This is a genomic window from Ekhidna sp. ABH4_415 (genome assembly GCF_056161305.1).
The window spans coordinates 37,174-56,179 of sequence record NZ_JBSWYW010000001.1; the positions used below are offsets into that span (position 1 = coordinate 37,174).

The window sequence follows — 19,006 nt, forward strand, 5'->3', positions numbered from 1 at the left end:
GTCAATGCCTAGGTTCGAGCTAAAACTACAATTACTTAAAGATGAAAACGTTATTAAAAATTAGTTTCATTGCTATTTTGTTGGCAATGCTTGCGGCTTGTGGTGAGGATAAAGACAGTCCGGCACCAGACGATATAGATGGAGAGGAGGAAGTAGACACTACAGCACCTTCTGTAATCAGTATTTCTCCGGGAGATGGAGATACAAATGTCTCGGTAGCATCAGATTTAGAGATTACATTTTCTGAAGCTGTCGACATTAATTCAGTAAGCGATAATACGATTCAATTGGTTAGATCCGGAGCTGGTGCAATTGCTGCCGAAGTGATTGTTTCAGGAGATTTAATGACTCTTGAACCATCATCTGATCTAGAGGGTAATACGGAATACACGCTCACTCTTACCACGGGTATAACCGACTTAGAAGGTAATGGACTGGCAGCAACTTTCACATCTTCTTTTACCACCGAAAATCTAGACATTGAAGCCCCCGCTTTAGAATCTTTTTCTATTGCAGATGGAGCTGTTAATATGAGCGTCTCAACAGATGTAGTGCTGGATTTTTCTGAAGCGTTAGACGAAAATAGTTTGACAGGCAATATCGTACTGACGCATGTTCGTACTGCTGAAGTTGTTGATCTATCCTTGGAAGCGGATGGCGGTAGTGTAACCGCAACGCCTATTAATGATCTATATGGAAATTCAGAATACCGGTTGGAAGTGTTAACAGGCATTAAAGATCTGGCTGGAAATGCATTGGAGTCAGCTAAAAGCATTGAGTTTAAGACAGAGATGGTGTCTCTTAATGTGCTGGATGTTAGCCCTTCCCACAACATGCTTGAGGTCGAGGTAGATGAAACAACGATTAAGATCACTTTTGATAAGGAAATCAATCCTGCATCTGTGGATGAAAACAAGCTCATTGTAGAGGAGAGACGCCTTTCCTCACCTGTCATTGTTTCCGGAACAGTAAGTGTAAACGGTTCGGAGATTTCATTTGAGGCAGATGAGCCCTGGAAAGAGTTTGACCAACATTATCAGATAAAAATCGGAGCTGGGATTGAGGATTATAATGGAAACTATTTGATGTATGCTGAATCCTCCTCGTTCTACTCTGTAACGCTTAGTGAGTACTACTACTACCATATTGTAAATTCTGACGCGCTGCAATTCGGCGAGGGAGTGGCGTTGACTGCATCTGTTCCTAGCCAGGAATTAATAAGAACCAGACCCACAGCCCACACCCAAAAGCACTGGCGATTCACCAAAGTTGGTGACCAATATGTAATCACCAATAAATATTGGGGTACTGACTTGCCCCTGGAAGCAACAGCAGCAGGAGATGGTAACAAATCATTCATCACAGGAACACCCGAGGGAGGGGGCTATTTCTCCGGTCAACTATGGGATGTTGCACACTTCGGAAGTGGAATCATTGGTTTCTACATTTCCAATCAGGGGGATGCGGCGTGGTTTGATGGAAGTACATTCGATGTAGAGTTTGGAACAGTCACTATGGATCGGAGATGGGAACCAGCACGACTGGATAAAATCAATTAAAAATGGGGAGCTAGAGAGAGTATTAATGAATACTCTTTCTACTCTAAAGAATAGCATTTGACAGTAGCTAGACGGTTCTTCGCAGGCTGTCATTTGCTTATTTTAGCATTTTACTATTTTCAAAACACTAAATTGATTTCATTGAATAATCTACTTACAGCTTTATTGATATCGCTATTAATGCTAAAGGCCAATGGCGACCGTTGAAGTAGCCAGTTCGGGAAAATATGCTAACCTCATTTCATAGGGCTCAGCAGAAAGTGTGAGAAGACTATCCGCACCCATACTATTGTGAGGCTTTTGTCTTAATCAACTAAAAGAAAACTAATCACTATAATTTATAAATCATGAAAACGCTAATCTTTATGCTGTTAATACTTCCTTGTTTATGCATGGGGCAGTATACGGTAAAATCAACGATGTTGATGGGAAACAAGGAAGTGACGATTACCAATTTTGTAGAAGGGTACATAGTAGATCAGTCTGGAAAAAAAATGACTGGACACATCTCCTTAAAGGTGGTGAATACGGATACGGTAGAGGTAAGATGGAAAGGGGCCAATAAACAAAAGGCCAAGTTCGATCGGTTGCAGTTATTGGATTTTGGCGCAAAGCCAAGGCTTATAACGGAGGAGAAAAATGACTATAAAAATCCGATATTAAATTTTCAGCCTGGGACCATTACACTTGAAAATGGCACCATACTGACAGGAAGAGTTGCTGCTGTAAGGATGAAACAAATGTATGATGGTCCAAGAAAACTAATTGGTGTCAAGTATGCCAATGATGAGGGTATCGTGAGCGAATACACAGCCAAATCTTATAAGGTGACTTACTTCACGCAGAAAATTGGTGCAGAAGAACGTCACTTTCAGTGCATCAACACTTTCTTTGAAGAAGTAGACCCACCAAAGGTTGTTGTCGAAAATAAGGGGGAGCGCTTGCCGCCACCCCCTCCACCAGAAGGCACGCGTTACGTAAAACGACTGAATGCGAATGCAACGCGTTATGCCAAAGGCTATGTCATAGATGGAGAGGGAAAGCGGTATGATGGAGAGATTTCCTTGAAGATGGATAGAAGAGATACCTTAGAGGTACTTCTCCGAGATGCAATGGGAAAGAAAATGAAGTTTAATCGCTCTGAATTGCAGGATTTTGATCTTGTCAACTACACGTTAGCTGAAGTTAAAAATGATTATGCTGATCCAATTCAGAATTTTCACAAGGGATATGTGATACTATCCAATGGCGAAAGGCATGAAGCAATGGTCTCTTCCATCTTGCATGGTATAGGAGATGGCAAGGATAAAAACGATCGTAAGATTATTGGGCCAATAGGTGTACGCTACGCTAAAGCTGACCAAGTGGTTTTTGATCACCTTGCTACAGATGAGCGTGTTTCATATTATATGCAAATAGTTAATGGTAAGGAAATGCATTACGTTAACACGTATGGTATGTACGTCCCGCTCCAAAATCCCAACGGAAGATTTAGTTATTTTAAAAATCCATATCCAACACATGTAAGAGAAGGGATGACTTCTTTTGTGAAAAGCTCTGCCCAACAGGTAGCTGATGAGGTCAATCAAGAACTGGCGGAGAATGCTGCAAAAAAAGCGGCTAAGGAAAGTTTAAGCCAGAGTAAATCAAACGGTGATGATTTAGGTAATTCACTAAACAACGCATCGATTTCAGCAGCAAATGCTTATCAAGATTGGAACAATGTTGTTCAGATAAATGAAGAAGGTGGAGAAATCTTTTTTGAAGAGTATGTGATTGTGGATAACCATACGGGCAAAAGTTCAATTGCCTACAAGAAAAACGTCAGTGATGTTATTAGTAGCTTCTTAGAAGGATGCAATGTAGATGCAGATCTTATCAATGAAAAGGCTAAGATGAATGCACTGCAGGAGGTGATGCAGTTTATGGAAAGACAAGCGTGTGATTAACATAAAAAAGGCAGCCCAGAGCTGCCTTTTTACATATCATCTTCATATTTATCCTCAAAATCTTCTCTGACCTCATCTTTCAAATTCCCATCCTCATCATAGTCATCATCTTCTTCGATGAGCTCTTTGGCTTCATCCCGAGTCATTTTTACTAAGTAATACTTGTCCTCTGTTTCAAATGGAAGACCACTCTGGTACTTGCCTTCCTTATTAACAAATTTGATCAGGTGATCTTCAAAACCTTCCGGGTAGGCTAACTTGATCTGTTCCTGGATTTCAACATCCAACGCTTCAAAAGCTTTCAGAACTCGAGGCTTATTATTCATATGACTAATGTAGAAATTTTAGGGAAAAATATAGGCTAATGAAAACTTCACCTAAATTTTTGAAAAAATATTCTTTAGACGAGTTTTAAGAATTCGATTGATCGCTATCTACTACCCGATCAAAAATGCGCCTGAATTGAAGGTCGCCAAAACCAAAAATGGGTGCCCTTTTGTGGAATTCGCGAAAGACTTTGCCAAAATCCGTGGTGGATTTTTCCTGAATGATTTGCTTAATGATTCGCTCTGGCTGATTCGGCCCATCAGAGGTGCGATCAAAATGTGCCTCGATAGCGCGCATGATAAAGGGGAAGTCAGCGTGTGTTTGAACACCAAGTTTCAATAATCGCTCTATATCATCATTTCTAAATGCAAACCAAAGCAGTGCCAGTTGATTGACTTGAATGGGAGTTACAGATTTTCGATCATCAAAAGCCTTTACCAATCCATCATTATCAAGTCCTCCAAATCCATACTCAAGACTGCTATTCGGCCTTATTAAATAAACCTTAACATCTTTTTGATAAATAAGACTACAGACAAACCATAGATTCGTCTGGCAGAATAGGTCATCTTCGAACCAGAGATTGATCTCTCCGGATTCTATATCAATTATTTTGGTAAGTTCATGTGCAGTTTTAGCAGCATAGTCGTCAATGCCGTAAGTATCTGAAATAAATTTTTCCCGAAGATGAAAAAGCTCACTTATTGATTGAGCTTTTACGGGACCATCCACCATGCACTCTCTGGCAACAATGATTTCACCTTCAATATGATCGGCAGGGAGCTGATCTTTTAGTGAATCGCCGTTGAGTATGTGGTAAGTGTTCAAATTTATGAATCGTGTGTTTCGAGTTGGCCTTTCTCTATGGTTGCATCTTCCTCTTTCTTAAAATACCTCTTCTGGAAAATGATAATAAAGCAGATAGCCACAAAAATAGAAGCATCAGCAATATTGAAAACAGGCCAAAGAGCCATATAATCCCCACCCAAAAGCGGAATCCAGTTTGGTAGGTAGCCCTCCCATATATCGATGTAAAACATGTCGATCACCTGGCCATGAAACCATGGACTGGGCGCATCGTATGGTGCATTGTCAAACCAAATGCCATAGAAAACGGAATCCACAAGGTTTCCGATTGCGCCACCCAGAATCAAAGCAATGCAGATAATCAGACCTGAGTTTGCCTGCTTTTGGATCAGTGAATAGAGGTAGTAACCTATGGCTATCATGGCGCCAATTCTAAATACGGTCAGGATCAGCTTTCCATATTCAAAATTAAGTCTCATCCCAAATGCCATTCCGGGGTTAGTGAGATAGTGAAGTTTAAACCAATTCCCTAAAATCAGGATCTGACCTTGCGAGCCCATATCCATGTTGTAGTGAACGATTACCTTCACCACCTGATCCACGATGATCACAAGAAAACTGATTAGAAAATATTTGAGTACCTGGTTTTTCATTGAAAACGATTTTGTCTGCAAAATAGGCAGGCTTGTTATTTTACTACCTCTATTTTGACATCTATTTCAATCCCGTCAATATCAAATTTCTCCCCGCCATTGGCACCATTAGACTCCAGTGTGAGTGCTTGTGTCTCTGATTTGATATAGTCGGCAAAATCTGATATTGCTGCACTCATCATATTATCGGTGGTGGCATATTTGATTGCGATTTTATCCTGTACCTCCAGTCCTTGATCTTTTCGAAGATTCTGAATTCGGTTTACCATATCACGACTGAGCCCTTCTTTTCGAAGGTCTTCTGAAATAGTGATGTCCAATGCCACGGTTAAGCTGCCTTCAGAGGCAACCAACCACCCGGGAATATCCTGAGAAGTGATTTCTACATCTTCCAATGACAGATTGATTTTCTCTCCATCTACCTCAATCTCAAAACTTCCGTCTCGCTCGATTGCAGCTATTTCGTCTTTGCCAAAACCATTGATAATGCCTGTGATAGCCTTCATTTTTGGTCCATATTGCTGCCCCAGCTTACGGAAGTTTGGCTTGATGTTCTTCACTAAAATACCTGAAGCATCATCTACATACTCCACCTCCTTCACGTTTATCTCCGTTTTGATCAACTCTTCCACAGCTTCAATGCGCTCTTTTACCTCTGGTTTCAAAATAGGTATAAGCACCTTTTGAAGTGGTTGACGCACCTTGATTTTTTCTTTCTTTCTGAGTGAGTGCACCAATGAGGAAACCCCCTGGGCATAATGCATGCTCTCTGTCAGCGCTATGTCTATCTTGCTTTCATCTGCTTTTGGTAGCAGACTCAGGTGCACCGACTCAGGAGCCTCATTACTATCCTTTGTCAGGTTCTTAAATAACCATTCTGCATAGAATGGAGCGATCGGACTCATAAGCTGAGAGGTAACCATCAGGCATTCGTAAAGCGTCTCGTACGCTGACTTTTTATCTCCATTCAGTTCACTTCTCCAGAACCGTTTTCTTGACAACCGAACGTACCAGTTGGAAAGCTGATCATTGACAAAATCTTGGATTGCTCGGGCCGCTTTGGTAGGCTCGTAATCCTCGTAAAAAGTAGTCACGTCTTTTATCAAGATCTGCAACTCAGAGATAATCCAGCGATCAAATCGAGGGCGATCAGCCACTGGCGTCACATTTCCATCTTCCATCTGAAAACCATCAAGGTTTGCGTACAACGAAAAGAAAGAATAAGTATTCGTCAACGTTCCGAAGAACTTGCGCTGCACCTCGGCCACTCCATCCAGATCAAATTTCAGGTTGTCCCATGGGTTTGCGTTGGCAATCATGTACCACCGGGTAGGATCTGCTCCATATTTATCCAGTGTCTCGAATGGATTAATCGCATTGCCTAAACGCTTGGACATTTTGTTACCGTTTTTATCCAGCACCAGCCCATTGGCGATCACATTCTTGTAGGCCACCGAATCATTTAATAGAACAGCAATGGCATGTAGAGTAAAGAACCAGCCGCGTGTTTGGTCTACCCCTTCAGCGATGAAATCCGCAGGGTAGTTTGCTTTATATGTTTCCTCGTTTTCAAAAGGATAATGCCATTGAGCATAAGGCATAGCACCAGAGTCAAACCAAACGTCAATAAGGTCGGGCTCACGCATCATTTTCTTGCCGGAATCACTTACCAAAATCACATCATCCACATAAGGTCTATGGAGATCAAAATCTTTCGGAAGATCAGCATCCATGAATCCAGCCTCTGCTGATTTATGCACTTCTTTCTCTAGCTCTTCGATGCTACCAATGCACTTCATCTCTGTGCGATCTTCTGTCACCCAAATTGGAAGAGGGGTACCCCAGAATCTGGATCGTGATAAGTTCCAGTCCACAAGGTTTTCCAGCCAGTTTCCAAATCGTCCCGTTCCGGTAGATGCCGGTTTCCAGTTGATGGTTTTGTTGAGATCAACCAAGCGGTCTTTTAGTGCCGTGGTTTTGATAAACCAGGAATCTAGTGGATAGTAGAGTACCGGCTTATCCGTTCTCCAGCAGTGAGGATAGGAGTGCTCATACTTCTCTACTTTGAATGCTTTGTTATCCTCTTTTAGCTTGATAGCAATTAAAACATCGGTCGGTTTAAAGTCCGGGTCTTTTCGCTCTTCGTCACTGTAGTATTCTTCTTTGACAAACTTCCCGGCAAAGTCAGTGACTTCTTCCACAAACCTTCCCTGCTTATCAACGAGTGGTACATCCTGATTTTTTTCATCTTTCACCATCACGGATGGCACGCCGGCCTGCTGGGTCACTCTAAAGTCATCCGCACCAAATACAGAAGCCGTATGTACTACCCCTGTACCATCCTCAGTGGAAACAAAATCACCAGGGATTACCCGAAAGGCTTTTTCTTCTAGCGCTTCATTGGTTACATAGGGCATTAGCTGCTCGTATCGAACTTCTACGATATCCGATCCTTTGAATTCTTGAACAACCTCAAAAGGGATGAGTTTATCTCCTTGTTTGTATTCACTAAGAGAAACTTCCTTGGCCTTTTCAGAAAAGAATTTACCAACCAGCTCTTTGGCAAGGATCGCAGAGATTGGTTTGCCGGTATATTGATTAAAGGTTTTCACCTTCACATAATCAATTTTCTCTCCCACTGCCAGCGCACAGTTTGATGGGAGCGTCCATGGGGTTGTCGTCCACGCAAGTATTCTTACATCCTCATTCTCATCTTCAAACAAGAATGAGGAACGATCATCTTTTTTTACTTTGAATTGAGCTACAACTGAGGTGTCTTTTACATCTCGATAGGTACCAGGCTGATTAAGTTCGTGAGAGCTAAGTCCTGTTCCTGCCGCAGGTGAGTAGGGCTGTACTGTGTAGCCTTTGTAAAGCAATCCTTTATCAAAAAGTCTTTTCAGTAGATTCCAGACAGATTCGATATACTCCTTTTCAAAAGTTACGTATGGGTTATCCAAATCCACCCAGTAACCCATTTGGCGAGTCAAATCATCCCACTCGCCTTTAAACTTCATCACCGCCTCACGGCACTTGTCATTGTAATCTTCTACCGTGATTTTCTTTCCAATATCATCCTTGGTAATGCCAAGCTGTTTTTCAACTTGCAGTTCTACAGGAAGACCATGCGTATCCCAGCCTCCTTTTCTTTTTACCTGATAACCCTGCAAGGTTTTGTACCTGCAAAAAATATCTTTAACTGTCCTGGCCATCACGTGGTGAATCCCAGGTGTACCGTTTGCTGATGGCGGCCCTTCGTAAAATGTGAAGGTATCATTTCCCTCACGTGTGGATACAGACTTGTCAAAAATCTGCTCGTCCTCCCAAAATTTGAGGATATCTTTAGCGATTTCCGAATAGCTGACTTTTTTAAATTCAGGATATTTCACGGTACGATAAACTAAAAATTAACTTGATTTTTTGTTCTTTTTATTGCCCTCATCGTCATCGATTCCTTCTGCGAGTTCAGGCACACTTTCGATTAGCGGGTGCTTCGACTTATCCCGTTTACCACTGTCAAACTGCAGGATCAGAGCCGGCAACACAACCACATTTGTGATCATAGCAAAAAACAAGGTGATTGAGGTGAGTTTACCCAACGCAATGGTTCCTCCAAACTCTGAGAGCACAAAAATGATGAAGCCGAAAAAGAGGATGATGGAAGTATAGATCATACTTGACCCGGTCTCTCGAATACTCTTACTGATCGCCTTTGACACATCAAATTTATGAGCAAACAGCTCCTGACGGTATTTGGCTAAAAAGTGAATGGAATCATCCACTGAAATACCAAAGACGATACTAAAGATCAATGCTGTGGATGGCTTTAAAGGAATGCCAAAATACCCCATGATGCCAGCGGTGACCAGAAGCGGAATGATATTAGGTATGATCGAGATGATGATCATTTTGATGTTGCGGAAAAGCAGTCCCATAATCAATGCGATGATGAAGAAAGCAATGATCATGGAGGTCAGCAGGTTTTCAATCAAAAACTTGTTGCCCTTGATGAACATTAAAGTTGTTCCAGTAAGGTTTACGTCCATCTTAGAATCCACAAAGATCGAATCAATCTTAGGAGCTATTACGCCATTGACCAACGAGTCAAGTCTGTTGGAACCTATATCTGCTATTTTTAGTGAAACCCTTAAATAGCGACTGGTCGAATCCACAAATGACTGAGAAATATCTTCTGTTTCACCTTCACTTAGATAGCGCATGATAAATGCCATGTCTCTATTCGTTGGAAGGGAATAGAATGCCGGGCTCTGGTTGTAAAATGCCTGACGTGCAGCTTTCGCAAAGCTCACCACCGATACAGGTTGCGAAATGTAATCGATAGAGGAAATGAATGATTCGAATTCATCAATCTTGCGAAGGTTACGCAAGTTCTGAACGCCTTTTTTTGCCCCTGTATCTACGATTATCTCAAGAGGCATAATGCCACTAAAGTTCTGCTCAAAAAAGTGAAGATCCTTTTTTAGCGGACTGTTCTCCGGAATGTCATCAACCATGTAGGACACTGCTTTGATCTGGCTAAGCCCGTAAGCTGAAACTACAGCCACTGCAATCGTGATCGCAAAAATGGCAGGCCTCAATTCATGAACGATATCATCCAGCCAGCGGATCACAGAGTCAAGCATTTTAAATTTTAGGTGTTTAAGATGCTTTTGGGTTGGCGGTTTGTAAAGAGAGAATACACCAGGGATAAGGATAATACTCACTACGAAAGTGGCCATGATGTTGATTCCAGCAACAATACCAAACTCAACAAGTACATTGATTTGAGTAGTGGCCAGCACAAAAAATCCAACTGCAGTAGTAAGATTGGTGATGAATGTAACCACACCGATTTTTCGAATGATCCGGCTAAGTGCCTTCATTTGGTCACCATGCTGGCTAAACTCATGGTGATATCTATTCAGCATGTATACGCTATTCGGTATACCTATTACCACGATGATTGGTGGTATAAGCCCCGTCAGTAGTGTGATTTTATACTCCAACAATGCCAAAGTTCCCATCACCCAGATCACAACCACACCAATAATGATGAGTGGGAAAAATACTGCTTTGAATGACCGGAAGAACAAAAAGAGAATGATCCCAGTCACGAACAGAGAGAGCCCAAGGAACATGTTCAGTTCTGCCTTCACCTTGCTGGTTGTAATGGATCGCGAGTAAGGCAGTCCCGCAAAGTGGACGTCTACACCGCTTGCTTCTTCAAATTTTTTTCCTGCATCAATGATGCTGTTTACTAACTGATCCCGATTCTTAGAGTTGAGCACTTCTTTTTTGATTGTGATCAATATCAGCGTAGCGCCATTGTCAGAGTTGATGAGCTGACCACTGTAAAATTTTAAACTGGCGGCACCCTGAAGAAGGCTGTCAAGTTCTTCTTGTGTTTCTGGAATTCCTGCAAATACAGGTTGTAATTCAAACGCCCTTTTTTGGTTGTTCTTTTCGAGCTTTTGAAGGTTGGGAAGCCCAAGCACATTCCTGATGCCCTCCATTTCCTCGAGTTCATAGGTGAGCTCACTGAATTTCTTAAATGTCTCAAGTTGATAAATGGAGCTGTCTTTAACACCAATGGCCATGATATTGCCATCTTCTCCAAAAGTTTCCCTGAATTGACGGAAATAAACCATGTCCGGATCTTTCTCCGGCACAATGTTAGCCAGGTCATAAGACCATTTGATGTTTTGAGACTTGTACCCCATGAATACGGTCACAAGGGCCAGAATGACCATTAATGTAACGCGAAATCGAAGGATTGTATGAGCGATTTTGGACCACATAATAAAATAGTGCGCAAAGGTAATGAGATAAGGCTTAGAGGCAAGATTTTCAGTGAGTTATCGACCGAAGAAAAGCGATTAATTATCTGATTTAGCGTAATGTGGTAAATTGAAAAAATATTGACTGTTTCTATGAGGTGCATCTTAATATTAGCCATCTGTTTTAGTTTAGTTCCCTCCACTGCTCAAGATGATTTCGAGAAATCTCTATTGTTGGTAGATCACTATGTATCAAGAAATATAGATTCCGTTCACTATTATGTTCATGGGGTTTTAGCCAGCGGGGACTCAATAGCAATAAACAAAGCAAGGATTAAGCAGGCGGCATCTCTTCTTCTATTCAATATGTTTGCTGAAGCTGATTGTGTGGTCAATCTGTCCGGTTCACAAAACAGTATTTACGAAGAAGTAGAACTCAATAGAATTAAGGCAAACATTTTAGCAAAGAAGGGTCAGAATGATGAAGCGTTGGCTCAATTTTATAATGCGCTTGAATTGGCAAAAGAGAACAACCTTTCTGAGCTGGAAGGCCAAATTTATTTTGATCTTGCGGCTGTAGTAAGAAAAAATAATGACCTGGAAACTTGCACAAAGTACTATCAATTTGCTCTAAAGGAAGCCCGAAAATATAATAACAGAAACCTGGAGATTCGATCTTTAGTCCAATTGTGCAAGGTTTACAATGGCTGGATCGTTCTCAACCTGGACTCGTCTGTTTATTATGGAGAAAAAGCGATGTTGCTGGCTCGCCAACAAAAAAATGAATTTGGATATGCACATGCGCTGGCAACAGCTGCCGCTCCTTTAATCAGAGTCGGGCAAAATCAGCGTGGAATTGAACTCTCCAAAGAGGCATTGTCCTTTGCCGACAAGTACAACTTTTCTTTACTTACTCGCTACTACCTCACAGCAAATCAAGGGTTTGCCTTTAAGAATCTGAAAATGTATGATTCAGCTCTTTATTATATGAAAAGAGCCGGTGAACTGAGGGCCGGAAGTTTGGACTATCCCAGGTTAAAATATGAGGTATTGAAAGCTCAAGGAAAATACCGGGATGCCCTGGAAGCGCTTGAGTTTTATTGGTCAAAGTCTGATTCGACTCAGAGAAGTCGAAATACATCAAAAATATCCTCACTACAGGCCCGGTATGAAGCAAATCTCAAGGAGGAAGAGTTGCGGGCAGAACGTCAGTTGACCAAATTGCAGCAAAGCAAACTGGAGCAACAGCGATACTTAATTTTTGGAATGATCACCTTTGTCTTGCTGCTGATTTTTGCATTGGTCCTTGTGTTTCGCCAACGAAAATTAATGAAGCAAAAAACACTTTCTGAATTACAGTTGGTAGAGACCCAAAAACTGTTAGATCTGGAAAGACAGTATCGAGCATCTGAGCTCAAGGCTATACGCTCGCAAATGAATCCGCATTTTGTTTTCAACGCATTAAATTCTATTCAAGAATATATAATGTCAAATGAGCGCAAATTGGCAGGGAAGTATCTTGGAAAGTTTGCAGATTTAATGCGTATTTATTTGCAACATAGTCAAGTAAAAACGGTGACTGTTAGGGAGGAGATTGAAGCTTTACGACTTTATCTTGAGCTTGAAAAATTAAGATTTGAAGACTCACTAACGTATGAGTTGAACATTGATGATGAGGTAGATACAGAACAATCTATCCCATCACTTATGCTTCAGCCTTATGTAGAAAATGCAATCAAGCATGGTCTATTGCATAAAGAATCTGACCGAAAGTTGGAAATAAATATTAAGGCGGATCAATCAAATGCCGTGCTAATATGTGAGATAAAGGATAATGGTGTTGGTAGAAATAAATCACAGGAGATTAACAAGATGCGGAACCCCAACCATAAGTCATTTGCCTCCAGGGCTACTTCTAGCAGACTGGAATTGCTGAACCTGGATAGAGACATTCCAATAGAAGAAGAAGTTTTGGATTTAAAAGATAGTAATGGCAACCCGATGGGTACTAAAGTCATTATTCGCATACCTTCAGTTGATACTATGGAAGCTGAGAATAATCTTTCGGAAGTTGATAATTAGCATGCTTATAAATAAAAACTTACTTTGAAACTGATGAAGGCAGTAATCATTGATGATGAAGAAAAAGCTAAAAGACTTCTTCGTGTCTTGGTGGAAGAGAACTGTCCTCAAATTAAGGAATTGAGGGAGGCAAGTAATCTTCAGGAAGGAGTCAGGTTAATCAACGAATTTCAACCTCAAATTGTGTTTCTTGATATTGAAATGCCAGGCTATTCGGGCATTCAGCTTCTGGATTTTTTCGCACCTAGTCAAATCAACTTTGAGATCATTTTCACTACAGCATACAGTGAGTATGCCATTAAAGCATTTCAACTAAATGCCATTGATTATTTACTCAAACCACTTCGTGATGAACAGGTTGCACAGGCTGTAGAAAAAGCGTGTATTCATCACGGTAAATCTCAAGTTAGCGAGAGGTTAGAAGAATTAAGAAATACCTTTAAATCTTCCAATATTAGAAAAATTGGCTTGCCAGTGGCTGATGGAGTCTTATTTGTCAAATTCGATGATATAATTCTCTTAAAAGCAGACAGGATGTACACCAAAGTATTCACCACGCCAGATGGTGAAATCCTTGTGAGTAAACCACTTAGGTTTATCATGGATCTTCTCAAAGATGCGCCGGAGTTTTATCAAACTCATCGTTCGTATGTCATCAACCTGAAGTTTATTAAGCAGTATGTAAATCGCGATGGAGGGTATGTGGTAATGGAAAATGAAGAAATTGCCAGTCTGTCTAAAGAGCGAAAAGAGGAATTCTTTGAAGTGATGCACGGGGCTTAACCCTAATTCCATTCGGAAGTTCAAAATTGCAATTGGGAAACTGCCTTATTAGAAACTACGGATGAATGGACACTTTCGTGATAGTCAAAATCAAAACTATCATGAAAAAGTTATTACTGCCATTAGCAATACTAGCAAGTCTGTGGTCTTTTGCGCAGGTGCCGGCCACCAGTCAAGAGCATTTGTTTACCGGAGGAGATTTGTCCGGACTAACTCAAACCGGATCTGCATTGACCCAGGAGACAGATAGGTTGGGTGTCAGTTCAGATGCAATCAGCCTTAATGGAGATCATTTAACCAGAGCGAACATAAACTCTCCTTACATGTCCATTAGTTTCTGGGTCAAAACAACAACAAATGACGCTACCGTTAGGACGATCATTGATCAGACCGAAAGAACTTCATCTGCCAATAACAGCGGCGAGCGCGGATGGTATACATACCTGCAAAACGGAAAGGTCAGCATGGGCGGAAACTTCTACTATGCCTATTATTATGGGGTTTATCCTTCAGGTGAATTCAGAACTTTTCATAGTGGATACTACTTTGCAACAAGCACCACGGACGTCACAGATGGTGATTGGCATCATGTAATGGCCACTGCCGAACCAATTTATCAAGGGGGCACTTCCTTGAAATATGATTACAAAATCTACATCGACGGGGTATTAGAAGATACTGAAAGAGTAGAAGTGCTGGTCTCTCCAAATACGCTTAGCTACTCACTAACCCCCTCGAATCCGATCGTACTTGGGAATAACAGTAGCGGGAACCTGACTGACCGATATCAGGATGGAATGGATGATGTTAGATTCTACGGTAGAAGCATGACTAACTTTGAAATAGAGGAGTTAGCCAAAGAAGGAATCTGTTCCTTCCCCAGGACTATCAATGTAAGCAACGTACAGGAAACCTCCGCTTCTATCGATTGGGTTTCAAATGACTTGCCTTCCTCCTGGGAGCTAAGCTATGTGCCAAGTGGTGGACTACCTGATAATGGGACCATAGTATCCAATATTACCCAAAAAGAGTTTGAGCTAACAGGCTTAAGTTCCAATTCATCCTATGAAGTCTATATCAGAGCGATTTGTGGTGGTTCTCCTACAGCATGGTCTAATCCTGTTCAATTGACCACATCCAATATTGTGTATGTTGATGTCGACGCAACAGGAGCTAATGATGGGACAAGTTGGGATGATGCATATAACAATTTATCAACCGCCATTGCCAGCGCTTCTTCAAGTGACTTTATTTGGGTGGCAGAGGGAACTTACGTTCCAGGTAATTACAGAACCGCAGCATTTATTTTAAATCATCAAAAATTATTTGGCGGGTTCAATGGTACAGAGACTGGACGTCACGAAAGGAATCCTGCTATTAATCGTACCATTCTTAGTGGAGATGTGCTAGGGAATGATTCTGGAAATTTGAATGATACAGAAACGACAAGACAGGATAATATCTATCATGTAATAGCACTATTTGGATCCGCTACGGATGTACTGGTAGATGGCTTTGTCATAAAAGGGGGCAATGCAAATGGTGCTGTTAATACCAACTGTGGAAGTGGAGGGTTCGGTCAATATTATAGAACCAGAGGAGCAGCCGTTTATGCACACCCAACACAAGTCAATCAAACCATCACAGCAACCTTTAGGAACTGTGTCATTGAAGAAAACACGGCATCTAGTGTAAGTGTATACTCTACATTCGTTCCGTGTGGAATAACAGGAACTACGATTGATGTTGATTTTGAGAGTTGTATTATTAAAAACAACTATTCAAACCTCTTACCAGCATTTTTATTTTCCGGTTCCAGTGGTTATTCAAACCTCAGTAAAGGAAGTATTGTAAATAGTTTATTGTACGACAATATTTCCAATTCAGGGGCATCATGCGTGTATTTAGGCACAAGCACTGCCAATGGCGGCAATGCAACAGGAATTGATGTTGATATCATTAATTCAACATTCGCAGACAATACCGGATTGAATGGCAATGTTATCACAATGTTGAGGGCGTCTAACTCTACCATTCAAAATTCGATCATCTATGACAATGGGAGTGTTACTCCTTTTGATATCACATCTACTGGATCTGTGGTTTCCAATAGTATAGTGGAAGGAGGACAGCAGGGAGGAACAGATACTGACCCTTTATTTAATGATGTCTTATCCGATGATTTCACACTTTCATGTGCTTCGGCAGCAATAGATGCAGGAGATGCGAGTGGACTTTCTTTACCGGAAAAGGATCTCGCGGGGAATACCAGAGAGAATGGAACCATCGACATGGGGGCCTATGAATTCAGTGAGGTTTTACATACTTCAATTACGGCTGTAGTGAAAGATATAACTGTATATCTGGATGCGAACGGAGACGCAATCATTGCTCCTGAGGATGTGGATGATGGCTCAGGCTCCACATGTGGAACAGAGGTGGTTTTTTCACTGGATAATACAACTTTTTCCTGTGCCAATATTGGCCCTAACACAGTGATCCTCACAGCGACTGAAGTTGTCGGTGGAGCATCGGATGCTGCCAGTGCCACAGTGACAGTAATCGATGATATTGCACCAGTGGTAAGTGTACAGAATATTACAGCATCCCTTGACGCTTCAGGAAATGTTGTTGTTACACCTGCGCAGGTGGACAATGGAAGTACGGATAATTGTACCTCTTTCTCAAACCTAATTCTAAGCCTTGATCAAACTGCTTTTAACTGTGCTGATCTGGGGGCAAATCAGGTAACCTTAACGGTGGAAGATGAAAGTGGAAATACCTCTACTGCTTCTGCCACTGTTACCATTGTTGACGATATGGCGCCAACAGTAGTAGGGCAAAACCTTACCTTATCTCTTGACGCAAATGGCGATGCGAATCTATCTGCGGCTCAATTGGATAATGGATCTTCGGATAATTGCACATCGGCAGGAAACTTGGTCATGTCCATCGATAAATCATCCTTTACATGCAGTGATTTGGGAATAAATCAAGTAGAGCTAACGGTTACAGATGAATCAGGCAATCAAACTTCAGCCATGTTTGATGTGATCATTGAGGATAACACAGCACCAGCAGCGGTAGCTCAAAATCTTGTGGTGCAACTCGGTTCCAATGGTCAAGTAGTTGTAGATCCTCTAGCCATAAACAATGGTTCATCGGATAATTGTGGAATCACGTATTCGTTGGATCAAAACACCTTTACATGTGCCGATGTAGGCGTTAATAATGTTCTGTTCACTGCAACTGATAATGCTGGAAATCAATCTACAGTTTCAGCAACAGTTACAGTTGAGGATAATATCGCTCCGAATGTGATAGCTCAGAATCTCACAGTACAGCTTGATGCGAATGGACTGGCAACTGTCACCCCCGAATCAGTGGATAATGGTTCATCCGACAATTGTAGTGGCACCTTGTTGTTCTCCTTAAGTCAAACGGACTTTTCATGCGCTGATCTTGGAGTGAATACGGAGACACTTACCGTAACGGATGTCAATGGCAATCAATCTACTGCCCAGGTTTTTATTACCATCGAAGATGCAACTGCTCCGAGTGTTGTTGCTCAGAATATTTCAGTGCAACTGGATGCAAATGGTGAAATCAATGTATCTCCACAGTCGCTGGATAATGGATCCTCCGATAACTGCACAGCACAAGGTTCATTAACATTCGCATTGGATCAGACTTACTTTGATTGTAATGATGTAGGGGCAAATACAGTCACACTTACAGTGACAGACGGTAGTGGTAATAGTAGCACAGCTAGTGCTATCATTACGGTTGAAGATGTGACTAACCCGATCGTTTCTGCTCAGAATGTAACGGTGAAGCTGAATCAAAATAACGAAGCAACGGTCTTTGCCACTGACATTGATACAGGGTCTTCTGACAATTGTGGTGTGACGTTAAGCATGGCTCGTGTTTCTCAATTTGCCAGGGCTGCCCCTTCAGGCCCTTCCTTGATCTTTACAGAAGCGGATATTGGTAATAATTCCGTTGAGTTAACCGCTTCCGATCTTTCAGGGAATAGATCAAGTACCACCATAACCGTAACTGTGGAGCCGTATAAACTGGATCAGACAATCACCTTTGATGCAATACCTGACCAGGTTTATGGAAATTCAGACATCAGCTTATCCGCAATTTCAAGCTCAGGGTTGCCCGTTAGTTATTCTATCATATCTGGCAGTGCGGTTACTCTTTCTGGAAACACACTTTCAATAGTAGGAAGTAGCAGTGTTACCATCGAAGCTTCTCAGGCTGGTAATGGTGACTATAATCCAGCTACTTCTGTTCAAAGGTATTTCACCATAACCAAAGCATCATTGACTGCAACGGCTGAAAATAAGGCAATGAGCTATGGCGATGATCTACCAGAATTGACAATAAGCTATTCAGGCTTTGTTAACGGAGAAAATGCTTCAGACCTGGATTCAGAACCAACTGTAACTGCAGATTTCGGGGGGCAGGTAGTCCCAAATGCAGGGTCATATGACCTGGTGGTGACGGGGGGATCTTCTGATAATTATGAGTTGACATTGGTCAACGGAATCCTAACCATCAATAAAGTTGATCAGGTCATCACTATCCAGCCAATTGATGATAAGCAACCGGATGACGCTCCATTTAGCATCACTGCTACCGTCGATTCAGGACTTGAGTTAGACTATGATATTTCCGGTCCTGCTTCAATTTCAGGTACTACCATTTCACTTGATGGAACAGAGGGCACGGTTACGATGACCGTAAGTCAGGCAGGAGATCAAAATCATAATTCAGCTACTGAGGAAATTTCTTTCAATGTGATGATGCCTCTGGCTATAGGTGACGATTTGGAAAACAGCGTTAATATTTATCCGAACCCATTTGTAGATCATCTTACCATTGAAGGAAGCCAGCTGTTAAACGTCCGTTTATCTTCTCTTGATGGAAAAATCCTGAAATCTCTGGATGGATCAGAAGGGCTGCTAGACTTATCTGATCTTAAAAATGGTATCTACCTACTTGAAATAAGTAATGAAGAAGAACGAATTATTAAACGAATTATAAAGACAAACTAAGGA

General features: G+C 41.5%; 10 protein-coding genes. 5 read left to right on the forward strand and 5 right to left on the reverse strand.

All coding sequences use genetic code 11. From position 1 onward, the window contains the following. Positions 1-41 precede the first annotated feature (41 nt). Both ACXAH9_RS00170 and ACXAH9_RS00175 read left to right on the forward strand, forming a co-directional pair. Positions 42-1,559 carry an Ig-like domain-containing domain gene (locus tag ACXAH9_RS00170; protein ID WP_474892868.1) on the forward strand — a complete coding sequence of 506 codons (1,518 nt, stop codon included), beginning with the start codon at positions 42-44 and terminating at the stop codon, positions 1,557-1,559. 347 nt (positions 1,560-1,906) lie between these two features. Then, on the forward strand, positions 1,907-3,508 hold the full coding sequence (locus ACXAH9_RS00175) for a hypothetical protein (RefSeq protein ID WP_474892869.1): 1,602 nt from the start codon (positions 1,907-1,909) through the stop codon (positions 3,506-3,508). 29 nt (positions 3,509-3,537) lie between these two features. Here ACXAH9_RS00175 and ACXAH9_RS00180 read toward each other — a convergent pair whose 3' ends face one another. From ACXAH9_RS00180 to ACXAH9_RS00200, 5 genes are all read right to left on the reverse strand, one after another. Continuing rightward, on the reverse strand, positions 3,538-3,834 hold the full coding sequence (locus ACXAH9_RS00180) for a hypothetical protein (protein ID WP_474892870.1): 297 nt from the start codon (positions 3,832-3,834) through the stop codon (positions 3,538-3,540). 85 nt (positions 3,835-3,919) lie between these two features. Further along, a complete protein-coding gene (locus tag ACXAH9_RS00185) occupies positions 3,920-4,663 on the reverse strand; it encodes a DUF1835 domain-containing protein (RefSeq protein ID WP_474892871.1) in 744 nt (247 codons plus the stop codon). 2 nt (positions 4,664-4,665) lie between these two features. After that, entirely contained in the window at positions 4,666-5,295 is a 630-nt protein-coding gene (locus ACXAH9_RS00190; protein ID WP_474892872.1) for a lipoprotein signal peptidase, read from the reverse strand. Positions 5,296-5,330: 35 nt separating this feature from the next. Next, a complete protein-coding gene (ileS, locus tag ACXAH9_RS00195) occupies positions 5,331-8,684 on the reverse strand; it encodes an isoleucine--tRNA ligase (RefSeq protein ID WP_474892873.1) in 3,354 nt (1,117 codons plus the stop codon). A gap of 18 nt (positions 8,685-8,702) precedes the next feature. Further along, positions 8,703-11,093 (reverse strand): efflux RND transporter permease subunit, encoded by a 2,391-nt coding sequence (locus ACXAH9_RS00200; RefSeq protein ID WP_474892874.1) that lies wholly within the window; start codon positions 11,091-11,093, stop codon positions 8,703-8,705. Positions 11,094-11,225: 132 nt separating this feature from the next. On the opposite strand from ACXAH9_RS00200, the gene ACXAH9_RS00205 reads away from it, so the two are divergent. From ACXAH9_RS00205 to ACXAH9_RS00215, 3 genes are all read left to right on the forward strand, one after another. Next, the gene (locus ACXAH9_RS00205; RefSeq protein ID WP_474892875.1) at positions 11,226-13,154 is read left to right on the forward strand and encodes a sensor histidine kinase; all 1,929 of its coding nucleotides are present in this window, start codon (positions 11,226-11,228) and stop codon (positions 13,152-13,154) included. 33 nt (positions 13,155-13,187) lie between these two features. Further along, on the forward strand, positions 13,188-13,937 hold the full coding sequence (locus ACXAH9_RS00210; RefSeq protein WP_474892876.1) for a LytR/AlgR family response regulator transcription factor: 750 nt from the start codon (positions 13,188-13,190) through the stop codon (positions 13,935-13,937). A 101-nt stretch (positions 13,938-14,038) separates the two neighbouring features. Further along, positions 14,039-19,003, forward strand: coding sequence for an MBG domain-containing protein (locus ACXAH9_RS00215; protein WP_474892877.1), 4,965 nt, complete (start codon positions 14,039-14,041; stop codon positions 19,001-19,003). Positions 19,004-19,006 lie beyond the last annotated feature (3 nt).

Excerpts from the sequence above, each read along its gene's own strand:
- ACXAH9_RS00170 (WP_474892868.1), top strand. The coding sequence starts at position 42 with ATGAAAACGTTATTAAAAATTAGTTTCATTGCTATTTTGTTGGCAATG.
- ACXAH9_RS00175 (WP_474892869.1), top strand. The coding sequence starts at position 1,907 with ATGAAAACGCTAATCTTTATGCTGTTAATACTTCCTTGTTTATGCATG.
- ACXAH9_RS00180 (WP_474892870.1), bottom strand. The coding sequence starts at position 3,834 with ATGAATAATAAGCCTCGAGTTCTGAAAGCTTTTGAAGCGTTGGATGTT.
- ACXAH9_RS00190 (WP_474892872.1), bottom strand. The coding sequence starts at position 5,295 with ATGAAAAACCAGGTACTCAAATATTTTCTAATCAGTTTTCTTGTGATC.
- ACXAH9_RS00200 (WP_474892874.1), bottom strand. The coding sequence starts at position 11,093 with ATGTGGTCCAAAATCGCTCATACAATCCTTCGATTTCGCGTTACATTA.
- ACXAH9_RS00205 (WP_474892875.1), top strand. The coding sequence starts at position 11,226 with ATGAGGTGCATCTTAATATTAGCCATCTGTTTTAGTTTAGTTCCCTCC.
- ACXAH9_RS00210 (WP_474892876.1), top strand. The coding sequence starts at position 13,188 with ATGAAGGCAGTAATCATTGATGATGAAGAAAAAGCTAAAAGACTTCTT.
- ACXAH9_RS00215 (WP_474892877.1), top strand. The coding sequence starts at position 14,039 with ATGAAAAAGTTATTACTGCCATTAGCAATACTAGCAAGTCTGTGGTCT.